This is a genomic window from Shewanella canadensis, assembly GCF_003966225.1.
In the GTDB taxonomy this organism is placed as follows: Bacteria; Pseudomonadota; Gammaproteobacteria; order Enterobacterales; family Shewanellaceae; genus Shewanella; species Shewanella canadensis.
Genome location: NZ_RXNU01000004.1, coordinates 1 through 12,757 on the forward strand (window position 1 = coordinate 1; position 12,757 = coordinate 12,757).

The following is a 12,757-nucleotide window of genomic DNA, read 5'->3' on the forward strand; positions in this document are numbered from 1 at the left end:
ATCCGATCATGTATTCCGGAGTTATGCCTAAAATGACCGGATTATCGCGGAATGTGTGATCGGATTAAACCGAAACAGGTGATCGGTTTATCCCGGAATCGGTGATCGGATTACTCCGAAACATGCAGTATAGAGATAGTTAGCAAACTTAAATCAGTGAATCGTTCCAAATTTCCTCTCGTAACAATGTCTATTTTAGTAACCATCATCTGCTACATATTTGCTACACAGAACTCCAGATACGAAAAAACCGTAGTAGGTACTAACCTACTACGGCTTATCTGTATTGGTGGCCCCTCCCAGACTCGAACTGGGGACCTGACGATTATGAGTCGTATGCTCTAACCAACTGAGCTAAGGGGCCTACTTAAGGAAGTCGTCACTACCGAAAGCGAACAGAAGTATACGAGGTTTAAATGCCGTTGTCACCCGTGATCTTATAAGAAATCACAACTTTGAATTCAACTGCTTATCTGTTAATCAATAAGCCTTAGGTTTAGCCGAATTTCAATCAAAAAAAACCTGCCAGTTAGGCAGGTTTCATTATCACGTGATCTAGCAACTAAGAGTTACTCGTCCAGGAAGGACTTCAATATCTCTGAGCGTGAAGGGTGGCGTAATTTACGCAGTGCCTTCGCTTCAATCTGACGAATACGCTCACGAGTAACGTCAAATTGCTTACCAACCTCTTCAAGAGTGTGGTCAGTGTTCATATCGATACCGAAACGCATACGCAGTACCTTAGCTTCACGGGCTGTTAGGCCTGCAAGTACTTCATGAGTCGCGTTTTTCAAGCTTTCGCCCGTCGCCGAATCCAATGGTAGTTCGAGGGTTGTATCCTCGATGAAGTCACCTAAGTGCGAATCTTCGTCATCACCAATCGGCGTCTCCATGGAGATAGGCTCTTTGGCAATCTTCAATACCTTACGGATCTTATCTTCAGGCATCAGCATACGCTCAGCCAACTCTTCAGGTGTAGGTTCGCGACCCATCTCTTGAAGCATTTGACGAGAGATACGGTTAAGCTTGTTGATAGTCTCAATCATATGAACCGGAATACGGATCGTTCTTGCCTGATCGGCAATTGAGCGAGTGATCGCCTGACGAATCCACCAAGTTGCATAGGTCGAGAACTTATAACCACGACGGTATTCAAACTTATCAACCGCTTTCATCAAGCCGATGTTACCTTCTTGGATAAGATCCAGGAACTGTAGACCACGGTTGGTGTATTTCTTAGCGATGGAGATAACCAGACGTAAGTTAGCTTCAACCATCTCTTTCTTCGCACGACGAGCCTTAGCTTCACCGATTGACATACGACGGTTAATATCTTTGATTGAAGCAATCGCAAGCCCGGTTTCCTTTTCAATCGCATCAAGTTTTGCGCGACAACGACGAACATCCGGCTCAACCATCTCTAAACCTTCGACATAAGGCTTCTTAGAGGCGAGTTCTTCGTTAAACCATTCGATGCTACTCTCGTTACTGGTATATACCTTAACGAAATTTTTCTTTGGCATCTTAGCTTGTTCAACACAAAGTTTCATGATGAGACGTTCTTGAACACGTACCTTGTCCATCATAGCGCGCATACTTTTGACTAAGCGGTCGAACTGCTTAGGCATTAAGCGGAACTCTTTAAAAAGCTCGCCAATTTCGAATAGCGCTAAGGTAGACTCTGGATGGCCGCGTCCCTTAAGAGCGATGACCTTCAGCGTATTTTCATGTACTTCTCTTAGCTGAGTGAAGCGTTCTTTAGCTTCTTCAGGATCCGGACCTTTTGGACCTTCCTCTTCTTCATCTTCATCATCTTCTTCGTCTTCATCATCTAACTCTTCATCAGAGAGCTCCGAACCGACGTGAGTTGCCGTAGGGGCTACATCATCGGCATTAGGATCGACAAAGCCTGAGATGATATCAGACAATCTTACTTCTTCAGCTTCATAGCGATCGAATTGATCAAGGATCATGGAGATCGCTTGTGGGTACTCGGCAACTGAGGCTTGAACCGTGTTAATCCCCTCTTCAATACGCTTGGCGATAACAATTTCGCCTTCACGGGTAAGAAGTTCAACGGTACCCATTTCACGCATATACATACGAACCGGGTCAGTTGTACGGCCTAATTCGGCTTCTACCGTGGCAAGTGCAGCGGCAGCTTCTTCGGCAGCATCTTCATCGGTGCTGTCTTCAGACATCATGATTTCATCAGCATCCGGCGCCTGTTCGTAGACGCGAATACCCATGTCATTTATCATCTGGACAATATCTTCGATCTGGTCGGCATCGACCATATCTGCAGGCAAGTGATCGTTCACTTCTGCATAGGTTAAGTAACCTTGCTCTTTACCTTTGGCTAGCAACAATTTAAGTTGCGACTGAGGAGTGTGCTCCATAGATATCATCCAAGTTGGGTAACTGTTAAAACGACGCGCAAAACGTTGCCGCGCAAATCGTCAATTATAGCCTTGTGCGCTTCCTTGTGCCAGTCAAAGAGCTTACTTTTGAGACAGAAACTGCCTTAAATTTAGCCTTTTATGACTGAGATTAGCTTAGTCAGCTGAATCCTTTCTTCTTTAGTATGGTTCTGTTTTAGACTCAACTCCTGATAACGTTGTTCAATATATTGGTTGTTCAACCAAATCAGGGTCTTTCTAAACTCTTGCTGCAAGTTTTCATCCGCCACTTGATGATCCCATTGGGTCAGTTTTTTCAGGGTGCTGAGCTGTTTGTCGCCCCTGAACTGTTCAAGTAGTTGTGCGCTGTGTTTCACTTTCACACGAGTTTCGTCTAACAAGAGGATCAGCAGTTCAATGCCGGCCATCTTTAGGTGTTTAAGCGCTGGCTGTTCTGGCAGTCCTTCACCAAGACTAGGATGTTGTACCAGCAATGCGATGGCTAATCGCAATGGGGTTCCACGTCCTTTTAACGCTTTATTTTGAAGAGGCTTTACTTGTATTTTTGAAGAAAAACCAAGTTTCCGCTTTAGCTCTTCCGCACTGTTCATACCCAGTTTATAGGCTAGGTTTTCGAGCAATATACTTTGTAGAACAGTATCTTGTATCTTCTCTGTCAGAGTAATGGCTTGCTTGGCCAACGTCCCTTTATCTGAGCCATATCGCTTGGCTAAGGTTTCAAAAAGAAACTCGGGTAGTTCCTGCGCCTCATTAACCTGACTTTCGAATACTTCTTTGCCTACCTGACGAACCATAGTATCCGGGTCTTCACCTTCAGGTAGGAACATAAATTTGACTTGGTTACCAGGCTTAAGCAAGGGTAATGCCGTTTCAAGAGCACGCCACGCTGCTTCTACGCCTGCTTTATCTCCGTCATAACAACAGATCACTTCTTTAGCACTGCGCAGTAGTAGCTGAAATTGCTCTGCTGTGGTTGAGGTGCCTAGTGAAGCAACCGCATAGTCGACGCCAAATTGTGCCAGTGCCACCACATCCATATAGCCTTCAACAATGAGTACTTGCTTGGGATCTCTATGGCGTTGTTTTAGCTCATAGAGTCCATATAACTCATTGCCCTTATGAAATATGGGCGTTTCCGGAGAATTCAAGTACTTTGGTGTGCCATCGCCTAAAACTCGGCCACCGAAACCGATAACCCGGCCTCTTCTGTCACGAATGGGGAACATAAGCCTGTCACGAAATCTATCGTAACGTTTGCCATTATCGTTCTCTATCACCATTCCGGCAGTAAGTAACTTGTCTTGTGCATCCTGATTTTGACGGTAACGGCTTAATAAGCCATCCCATCCATCGGGAGCAAATCCAATATTGAAGTGTTCAACCACTTCATTGGATAGTCCGCGATGTGTTAGATAATCGAGGACCTTTTGTTTGTCATTATGTTGTCTTAACTGGTTCTGAAAATAGAGGCTTGCCTCTTCCATTAACTGATAGAGGTCGCGACTTAAACCTTCATCGCGTTTTGGACCAGTACCTTGCTCTCTTGGGACTTCAACACCCAATTGGCCAGCGAGATCTTCAATCGCATCGATAAAATCGAGTCGGTCGTACTCCATGACAAAGTCGATGACATTTCCATGGGCACCACAGCCGAAGCAATGATAAAACTGCTTATCTCGACTAACGGTAAAAGAGGGCGATTTTTCGCTGTGAAACGGACAACAGGCAGAATGATTCTTACCCGCCTTTTTCAGGGGTACTTTTGCGTCGATAAGATCGACAATATCGATTCGAGCTACTAGCTCATTGATAAAATCACGAGGTATCGCCATTAGTTTGGTAAATGCCGCCTTTCGCGAAGATAAAACAGAAACAATATAAACAAACAAGCCGTGCAAGAGCACGGCTTATTCACGCATCAAATTCTAATTACTTAAGTTTAGCTCTGATCATAGCGCCAATTGCCGCCATATCAGCTCTTCCTAAGACCTTAGGTTTTAACGCTCCCATTACTTTACCCATATCCGCCATGGAGGATGCGCCCATTTCAACAATGCTTGCATCAACTAGCGCGACAACTTCCTCTTCGGAAAGAGGCTTAGGCAGGAAGTGTTCAATAACTTGAATCTCCGCTGCTTCAATTGCTGCTAGTTCATCACGTCCGGCTGCACTATATTGTGCAATCGAATCGCGACGCTGTTTAACCATTTTGGTTAAGACCGCTATAGCTTGGTCGTCAGTCAGAGTTTCGCGGGTATCCACTTCAATCTGCTTAACGGCGGCTAGTGCCATACGAATAGTCCCCAAGCGCACCTTTTCTTTGGCACGCATGGCGTCTTTCATTTGGTCTTTTAGCTGATCAACTAGGCTCATAAGAGATTAGTATAAACGTACGCGACGCGCATTTTCGCGAGAAAGCTTCTTAGCAAGACGCTTAATTGCAGCGGCTTTAGCACGTTTACGTGCAGTAGTTGGCTTCTCGTAGAATTCACGAGCGCGAACATCAGCTAAGATACCGGCTTTTTCACAAGAGCGCTTAAAACGACGTAGAGCTACGTCAAATGGTTCGTTATCGCGTACTTTAATTATTGGCATACGCCATCACCCCTTAGGTGTAGTTGTTGGAGTCAATTACTCGACTCTAGTTTATTTAAAAATGGTGCGGAATTCTATACCGAGTTAGACCACTTTGTAAAGCCCATATTTTGATCCAAATTAAGATCTTTCCGGCCTGCTTTTGATCTTATTTAAGACTAGTCGAAGTTTTAAGGAGAATAAACCCTGATTTTATCGGCATTTTGTGGGTGTAACTTGGTATGAATGCTGGTTAAATTATTGAGCCTAGCTCACTATAATATTGCTTTTTAACTAATTAAGCTGTCATTTGGGCTTTTTAAACTAAAAATGTGGCGGGATTATATTGGTATAAGCCTGTAACAGCAGGTAGAATTAGCGCCCTATTTTGACTGCGTGACGGGATATGATGCGGGTTTTAGGTATTGAAACATCTTGCGATGAAACAGGGGTTGCTGTCTATGATGACGAGCAGGGCTTGTTGTCTCATACATTATATAGTCAGGTAAAGCTTCATGCCGATTACGGCGGAGTGGTCCCTGAACTGGCTTCCAGAGATCATGTAAGAAAGATAGTTCCATTGGTTAAGCAAGCGCTGGCCGATGCCAATTGTACCTTAGATGATATTGATGGTGTTGCATATACCAAGGGGCCCGGATTGGTTGGTGCTCTGCTTGTCGGGGCTTGCATGGGAAGAGCGTTAGCCTATTCCTGGGGGAAACCCGCTGTCGGTGTGCATCATATGGAAGGGCACTTGTTAGCCCCAATGCTGGAAGATGATGTGCCTGAGTTTCCTTTCTTAGCACTGCTTGTTTCCGGCGGACACTCGATGCTGGTCGGCGTAGAGGGTATTGGTCGATATGAAGTGCTTGGTGAGTCTGTTGATGACGCTGCCGGCGAAGCATTCGATAAAACAGCAAAATTGATGGGACTCGATTATCCGGGCGGGCCGCGTTTGTCAAAGCTCGCAGCAAAGGGAGAGACAGGCCATTATCGTTTTCCTCGCCCTATGACCGACAGACCCGGACTCGATTTCAGTTTCTCGGGGCTTAAGACATTTGCGGCTAATACCATTGCCAAAGAACCCGATGATGAGCAGACGCGCGCTAACATTGCCCGTGCCTTTGAAGAGGCTGTGGTAGATACCCTGTCCATTAAGTGTCGCCGCGCACTGAAGCAGACGGGTTATAAGCGTTTAGTCGTTGCCGGTGGTGTGAGCGCCAATACTCGTTTACGTACGACCTTAGCCGAGACCATGCAGGCTCAAGGCGGTCAAGTCTACTATCCTCGCGGTGAGTTCTGTACCGATAACGGTGCCATGATTGCTTATGCAGGTTTACAAAGACTTAAGGCCGGTCATATAGAAGACTTAGGCGTAAAAGGTGAACCTCGCTGGCCTCTGGATACGCTTCCACCTGTATAATCCTGAGGAGCTAGGAGCTAGGAGTTAGGAGCTAGGAGCTAGGAGCTAGGAGCTAGGAGCTAGGAGCTAGGAGCTAGGAGTTGTAAGTGATAAGTAAACACCTCATCTTTATCAAGTGGGGTGTTTTTTTATAGCAGTTGGTTTAAAGAGGGAAGAGTGCTTAAATGCCCTGACCGTCATTCTGAACTTGTTTCAGAATCCAGCTATTGGACTGAATTTTATAAAAAGAGTCTTTCGGCTTTCCTTGTCATCTCTTGTACCGCATTCTTTTGGGTCGCAACTCGTTACTAGCTCAACTCTTTCTTTTCCGCGAGACTTTAGACTCTTCGCCTTTGAGCAACCTGTGTATGTTATCCCTGTGACGAATAACTATTAAGGTCGATAGCATGGCGACAGGAATGGTAAATCTCTCGTCTAAAAACCAGGTATAGATGGGGGCGAGTATTGCCGTAGTGATGGCTGCCAGGGACGAATAACGGCTGATGAGTACCATTACTATCCAAGTTACCATCAAGGCCAGCGCAAGTTCATGGCCGATGGGGGCCATGGCACCGAATGCGGTTGCGACCCCTTTTCCGCCCTTAAACTTAAAGAAGATGGGAAAAATATGGCCTAAGCAGGCAGCGATAGCGATAGCACCGAGTGCGACCTGATCTATGCCTAACCTAAATGCGATGTAAGCGGGCAGTGCCCCTTTGAGCATATCAAAAAAGAGCACCATGGCGGCTGAGCTTGCGCCACCTATTCGTAGAACATTCGTGGCGCCAGGGTTGCCGGAGCCCGCTGTTCTGGGGTCGGGTAAGCCACGCAATCGACACACAAGCACTGCACTGGAGATCGAACCTGCCAAATAGGCGGCTAAAATCATTCCCAGAGTGAGTGTTGTTATGGTCAAATTGGTTTCCTTACCCTTCTTAAGGTATCATCGCGCCACAATTATTTTTACCCGATATTTACCGTTTATTACTCGTGAGTAATTCAGGGGATATCCGGGCAGTAAAATCTCTCTATAGCAGCTTATCCTACTTGGGTTTAAGCCTGTTAGAAAGAGAGAACGAACAATATCACTGATTAGATTCGGATTATAACCTCTTTATTCGATTTAGCTTATCTGACCTCAGTGATAAATGACCAATAATCTATGACTTCAATGAAATAAAAAATCAGAAACCGTCATAGACAGAATTCACATTCGGAGAAGTCATGGACAGGGTTTTAATACGACAGTTAAAGATAGAAACTGTTATCGGAGTTTATGAGTGGGAAAAAAAGATCCATCAAAGCTTACTCATCGATCTCGATATGGCTTGGGATAATAAACCCGCTGCGGCGAGTGATGATTACCAACATGCACTCTGCTATGAAACGGTTTCGAATCGACTCACAGCGTTAATCACCGAAAAGCCGATTGAATTGATAGAAACAGTAGCCGAAATGACCGCTAACTGTTTAATGACTGAGTTCGATGTACCTTGGGTAAAAGTGACGGTAATGAAGCCTGGGGCTGTACCTAGCGCCGCTGCGGTGGGTGTCGAAATTGAGCGGGGTCAATATTAAATGTCCGCGCGAGTCTTTATCAGCTTAGGCAGTAATATTGAACCTCAGCGTTACCTTAAGGCTGCCTTAAATGAGCTTAGCTATCATTTTGGGGCGCTCACACTCTCATCAGTTTATGACAGTGAAGCCGTAGGCTTCGATGGCAGTAACTTCTTGAATATGGTTGTCGCTGTCGATACCCATTTGAGTATTGCTGAGGTCGTTACTCTGTTTAAACGAATAGAGCGGGATAATGGTCGTCTGGTTGGGGCCAAAAAGTTTGCACCCAGGACATTAGATCTCGATCTGCTGCTTTATGATGATGTTGTGACTCAGGAACCTGTCGAGCTTCCAAGAGCCGAAATCACCAAAAATGCATTTGTGCTTTGGCCTATGGCTGAGATTGCCCCGGATTTGTTACATCCCCTGTTAGAGCGAAGCTACCAAGCTCTGTGGGATGAATATGATAAATCGGAGCAAAAACTTTGGCTGGTTCCGTTTGCCTGGTCACCGTCTTAAGTCTTAAGTTTCTGCTTAAACTCTGATTTTACTTTTCAGAGGCAGTTTTATTTTTCAGAAGTGTTTTTAACGTTTCAGATAGTATTTTTAAAGGATAACTATGGATACCTTTCAGGTCATCGTCTTGGCCCTTATTCAGGGCTTGACCGAGTTTTTACCGATCTCTAGCTCTGCACATCTCATTTTACCGTCGCAACTTCTGGGCTGGGAAGATCAAGGTTTGTCATTCGATGTGGCGGTTAATACAGGCTCCCTGTTTGCCGTTGTGATGTATTTCAGGCATGAGCTGTGGTCTATGTTCAGAGCCTGGACCGACAGTATTATTACTCGAAAGCAGACCGATGAGAGTAAACTTTCCTGGTGGATCATCTTAGCGACTATACCGGCCGTTATTGTCGGGTTTACCGCGAAAGACTTTATTGAAACTTACTTAAGAAATACCGCTGTCATAGCGACAACGACGATAGTGTTCGGCTTGCTTCTATGGTGGGCGGATAGGATGTTCAGGCCGGGATTTACTGAATTTCAGGTCGGTTGGAAAAAGGCACTGGTGATAGGTTTAGCTCAAGCAATGGCGTTAATTCCCGGAACATCACGTTCGGGAGCAACGATCACCGCCGCTTTAATGTTGGGACTCAGTCGTGAGGCCGCCGCTCGATTTTCATTCTTGATGTCTGTCCCTATAAGTTTAGGTGCAGCCATTTTGGTGACTAAAGATCTGTTATCCAGTGGCCAGGCGATAGATTATCAGGCGCTGTCTTTGGGCATTATCGTGTCGTTCGTGGCGGCTTATATTTGTATTCATCTGTTTTTGAAACTTATCAGCCGCATGGGGATGACCCCCTTTGTTATCTACCGTTTGGCATTAGGTGCAATCCTGTGTGCATTTATGTTTGCGTAAGCTGACTATTCTGCGAAGAGCCCTGTGCTCATCGTCATTGAAAGAGAAATTATGAAAAGTATCTATTTATGCCCGGTGTGTGACCAACCTCTGTTAATTCACGAGGCATCCCAGGGGCTGCATTGCTGTAAGAAACACCACTTTGATAAAAGTGAAAATGGGTATTGGATTTTTAGCCAGGCCAAGAAACCGCAGATCGACTCCAGACAGACAATGCGAGCCAAGCGATTCCTGCTTGAGTCGGGGGTGTTTCAGCCGGTTGTAGACAAGATTGAGGCGATGATCACCGCGGCAGACTTGGTTGAAGGAGAGGTTAATTACCTCGACTATGATTGTGGTGAAGGTTACTACCTACGTGAGATCAAAGCTAAGCTTGCCCAGAGTGTCGAAGGAAAAGATATTGCCAATAGACTGACATCCTATGGGATCACTGAAGCTGAGAATGCGATCTTTTCTGCCGCTAAGATTCAGTCGGAGGCGAGGGCCGGGTTTGATGCTGAAGATGCTGGCGTTGAATGTGATACAGGGTTGGATACGACCTTTATTGTCAGTACCTTGAAAAAGCTACCTCTTGCCAGTGAGAGTTTAGATCTGGTGACTCTGATTGATAAACAACTCAAAGGTAAAGAGTTGCATAGGGTACTAAAGTCTGGGGGCTTTCTGGTTCAGGTGTCACCGGCTCCCCGTCACCTATGGCAGATCAAAGAGTATGTTTATCCTGATATGAAGGAGAAAGCGCTTAATATCCCTCAATCGAGTGAACTGGAGCTACTTCATACCGAGCGAGTCAGCTTTAAACTCGCTATAGATGGTAATCAGGCTTTAGCGCTACTGGAGATGACGCCTTATGCGTGGCGAGCCAATGACAAGGTACGCAAGCAGATAGCGGATAATACCTTTGAGGCCTTAGAGATCGACTTTGTTATCACCCTGTCGAAGAAGAAATAATGACAGTGGGCGTTTTCTCCTAGGCTTTAGCGAGCGCTCAGGTTAATCTTTAAGCTCGGGCAATGCTAAAGACTAGGTCTTGCTTTAACGCTTCATTTCAGTGACGCGTAACCAACGACCCAAGATAGACAAACTTTTTTAAACAGAACAGGAAGTAGAAACACCGATGATGCGAGTAATGATGTGGTTCATCTTAAGCTTAATTCCTGCAGTGACCCTGGCTAATGTGTATCCGCTGCCAGAAAAGGGAAGCCGTCTTATCGGTGAGGTTCAGGAGCATGTGGTAGAGCAGGGCGACTATTTTCAAACCATAGCGAAAGAGTACAACATAGGTATTCTGGAGTTGATGGAGACGAACCCGGGTGTCGATCCGTTTCTTCCGACCGTGGGCTCAAAGCTTGTTATTCCAACTCAGATGTTGCTTCCCGATGTTCCCAGAAAAGGCATAGTGATTAACCTGCCTGAATTGCGTCTCTACTATTTTCCGAGAAATGGCAAAGAGGTACATGTCTTCCCCGTAGGGATTGGGCGTGTCGGTCGTGAAACGCCGGAGATGGTGACTAAGATTAAGTCGAGGATCCCTAATCCTAGCTGGACGCCACCGGCGAGTATACGTCGTGATCACCTCAGAGAGCGTGGGGAGGTGTTACCGCGCGTTGTGCCTGCAGGCCCCGACAATCCGCTAGGTAAATATGCTATGCAGCTCTCTCACGGAGATGGCAGTTACCTCATTCATGGCACCAATAAAGATTTTGGTGTCGGCATGCGTGTCAGCTCCGGCTGTGTTCGTCTGAATCCTGACGATATCGAATGGTTGTTCTACCAGGCTAAATATGGTGACTCGGTGAGAGTGATCAACGAAACCGTTAAGATCTCCTCTGAGCCTGATGGCAGCCAGATCATCGAGGTGCATTCAGCTCTGTCTAAATCTGAGTCAGATGTCGAGCGGGAGAAGGTGGTTTCGATGAAGGCGGGAGTAGTGAAATTTATTAGCCAGGACGGGATTGATAACTTCAAGGCAAATGATGCGCTATTAACTCAAAATGGCCTACCGGTGAATATTCGCTCAATGGATGATTCAGACAGTATCACACTATCTTCAAGTATTGAATCCGCGGCAAGCTCAGAATCTGCAACAAATGAGAGTGAACCCTCAGCCAGCTTATAGTCTTTGTTGATTGTTATTAATAAGCTTACGTGAAGAGAGCGTCCCAAGTGGGCGCTTTTTTATTGGCTTAAAACGGGTAAATATTTGAGGCGACGATCGTCATTCTGAGCTCATTTATTAGAGAGTTGGAACTAGCTTGAGTGCTTAGATTGTAAGCGAGAAGTTTTGAGTGGTAAGAGATACTTGAGAGTTATTGCTTTGGTTGGAAATGCGGTGTTGCAGGTTAGGATTGAGGGAGTAATTAAAGGAGGGGGGGGAGATATCGGCAACACTAATGCATTGCCGATACAGACAAATTACTTCTTGTAAAAAATCCAAAATGATGGTTTTTTAAAGTTTTATGTTGATTCTAATAAACTTTTATAACCCATATTTTTCATGGGCTTACATCATTTTAATGTTCCTTGTTCCTTGTTCCTTGTTCCTTGTTCCTTGTTCCTTGTTCCTTGTTCCTTGTTCCTTGTTGGTTGCATGGATCGCCCTAGGTATACTCAGTTGCGTGTCACTAAAAGGGGGAGTAGTCATGGCAGAGAACAAGCTGACAGCAGCAAAAATTAATAAGTTGAGAAAAGAGATCAAGGGGGAAGCCACGATCAATAGGATAGGTGTTCGCACCACCAGCCCCAAGCAACTAACATTTGGTCGATATCCTGACCTTAGTGTTGCTGAAGCACGCAAAAAGCGAGATAACTGTCGCCAGTGGCTTGCAGAAGGAAGCGATCCAGCAATTGAGTTAAAGCTCGGTGAAGCTAAAACACCCAAGCCGATTAGCCTTTGGGATGCCGTGAATTACTGGATTGAAAATTATGCTATTGATAATCGAAAAAATGTGTTAATTAACGAACAGCAACTCGATAAGTGGATACCTGACAAAGTATAACTACTGCCTGTTGACCGACTCCAAACACACAACATTATAGATATCTTTACTAGAAGCCGCGTAAAAGCCTATCCAGTTGCCGCATTCACCGTGTTATCCAATCTGAAGTTAATCCTTAGGTACTGTGCTAAACGGGGATACGTTAGAGCTAGCATTGAGCTATATGAGATTGATGTTGAAACGATTGGCGCTGGAACTCCGGAGAGTAAAGACAGAACGTTAATACAAGATGGCAATTGGCAAGAGCTGTTAGACCTGATCAGGTGGGTTGAAGCTGGGGGCATTGCTTACCTTATTACCAGCACCTTCTAAAGCTACTTTATACTTTTGGTTGCCGCACAAATGAAGTGAGGTTATCCAGAGTAACTGAGTGGGACTTAGATAAAAG

12 protein-coding genes and 1 tRNA gene are annotated in these 12,757 nt (G+C 45.4%); 7 read left to right on the forward strand and 6 right to left on the reverse strand.

The window, feature by feature from the left end:
* Positions 1–287 precede the first annotated feature (287 nt).
* From EKG38_RS08510 to rpsU, 5 genes are all read right to left on the reverse strand, one after another.
* Positions 288–364, reverse strand: a tRNA-Ile gene (locus tag EKG38_RS08510).
* A gap of 205 nt (positions 365–569) precedes the next feature.
* On the reverse strand, positions 570–2,399 hold the full coding sequence (gene rpoD / locus EKG38_RS08515; protein WP_185826818.1) for an RNA polymerase sigma factor RpoD: 1,830 nt from the start codon (positions 2,397–2,399) through the stop codon (positions 570–572).
* Positions 2,400–2,530: 131 nt separating this feature from the next.
* A complete protein-coding gene (dnaG, locus tag EKG38_RS08520; protein WP_126519851.1) occupies positions 2,531–4,252 on the reverse strand; it encodes a DNA primase in 1,722 nt (573 codons plus the stop codon).
* A gap of 97 nt (positions 4,253–4,349) precedes the next feature.
* Positions 4,350–4,793: a GatB/YqeY domain-containing protein gene (locus tag EKG38_RS08525; RefSeq protein WP_126519852.1), complete on the reverse strand. Its 444-nt coding sequence runs from the start codon at positions 4,791–4,793 to the stop codon at positions 4,350–4,352.
* Positions 4,794–4,799: 6 nt separating this feature from the next.
* Positions 4,800–5,015, reverse strand: a complete 216-nt coding sequence (gene rpsU, locus EKG38_RS08530) for a 30S ribosomal protein S21 (protein ID WP_012141422.1) — start codon at positions 5,013–5,015, stop codon at positions 4,800–4,802.
* Between the two features lie 388 nt (positions 5,016–5,403).
* Between rpsU and tsaD the strand changes: the two genes are divergently transcribed.
* Positions 5,404–6,417 (forward strand): tRNA (adenosine(37)-N6)-threonylcarbamoyltransferase complex transferase subunit TsaD, encoded by a 1,014-nt coding sequence (gene tsaD, locus EKG38_RS08535; protein WP_126520228.1) that lies wholly within the window; start codon positions 5,404–5,406, stop codon positions 6,415–6,417.
* A gap of 292 nt (positions 6,418–6,709) precedes the next feature.
* Here tsaD and plsY read toward each other — a convergent pair whose 3' ends face one another.
* Positions 6,710–7,312, reverse strand: a complete 603-nt coding sequence (gene plsY / locus EKG38_RS08540) for a glycerol-3-phosphate 1-O-acyltransferase PlsY (RefSeq protein WP_126519853.1) — start codon at positions 7,310–7,312, stop codon at positions 6,710–6,712.
* A gap of 308 nt (positions 7,313–7,620) precedes the next feature.
* On the opposite strand from plsY, the gene folB reads away from it, so the two are divergent.
* The 6 genes from folB to EKG38_RS08570 all read left to right on the forward strand — a co-directional run bounded on the left by folB (position 7,621) and on the right by EKG38_RS08570 (position 12,369).
* Positions 7,621–7,974 carry a dihydroneopterin aldolase gene (gene folB, locus EKG38_RS08545; RefSeq protein WP_126519854.1) on the forward strand — a complete coding sequence of 118 codons (354 nt, stop codon included), beginning with the start codon at positions 7,621–7,623 and terminating at the stop codon, positions 7,972–7,974.
* Positions 7,975–8,472: a 2-amino-4-hydroxy-6-hydroxymethyldihydropteridine diphosphokinase gene (gene folK, locus EKG38_RS08550; RefSeq protein ID WP_126519855.1), complete on the forward strand. Its 498-nt coding sequence runs from the start codon at positions 7,975–7,977 to the stop codon at positions 8,470–8,472.
* Positions 8,473–8,572: 100 nt separating this feature from the next.
* Positions 8,573–9,373: an undecaprenyl-diphosphate phosphatase gene (locus tag EKG38_RS08555; RefSeq protein WP_126519856.1), complete on the forward strand. Its 801-nt coding sequence runs from the start codon at positions 8,573–8,575 to the stop codon at positions 9,371–9,373.
* A 51-nt stretch (positions 9,374–9,424) separates the two neighbouring features.
* Positions 9,425–10,321, forward strand: a complete 897-nt coding sequence (locus EKG38_RS08560) for a putative RNA methyltransferase (protein ID WP_126519857.1) — start codon at positions 9,425–9,427, stop codon at positions 10,319–10,321.
* 166 nt (positions 10,322–10,487) lie between these two features.
* Entirely contained in the window at positions 10,488–11,489 is a 1,002-nt protein-coding gene (locus EKG38_RS08565) for a L,D-transpeptidase family protein (RefSeq protein ID WP_126519858.1), read from the forward strand.
* A 523-nt stretch (positions 11,490–12,012) separates the two neighbouring features.
* Positions 12,013–12,369 carry an Arm DNA-binding domain-containing protein gene (locus EKG38_RS08570; RefSeq protein ID WP_185826819.1) on the forward strand — a complete coding sequence of 119 codons (357 nt, stop codon included), beginning with the start codon at positions 12,013–12,015 and terminating at the stop codon, positions 12,367–12,369.
* Positions 12,370–12,757: the final 388 nt, after the last annotated feature.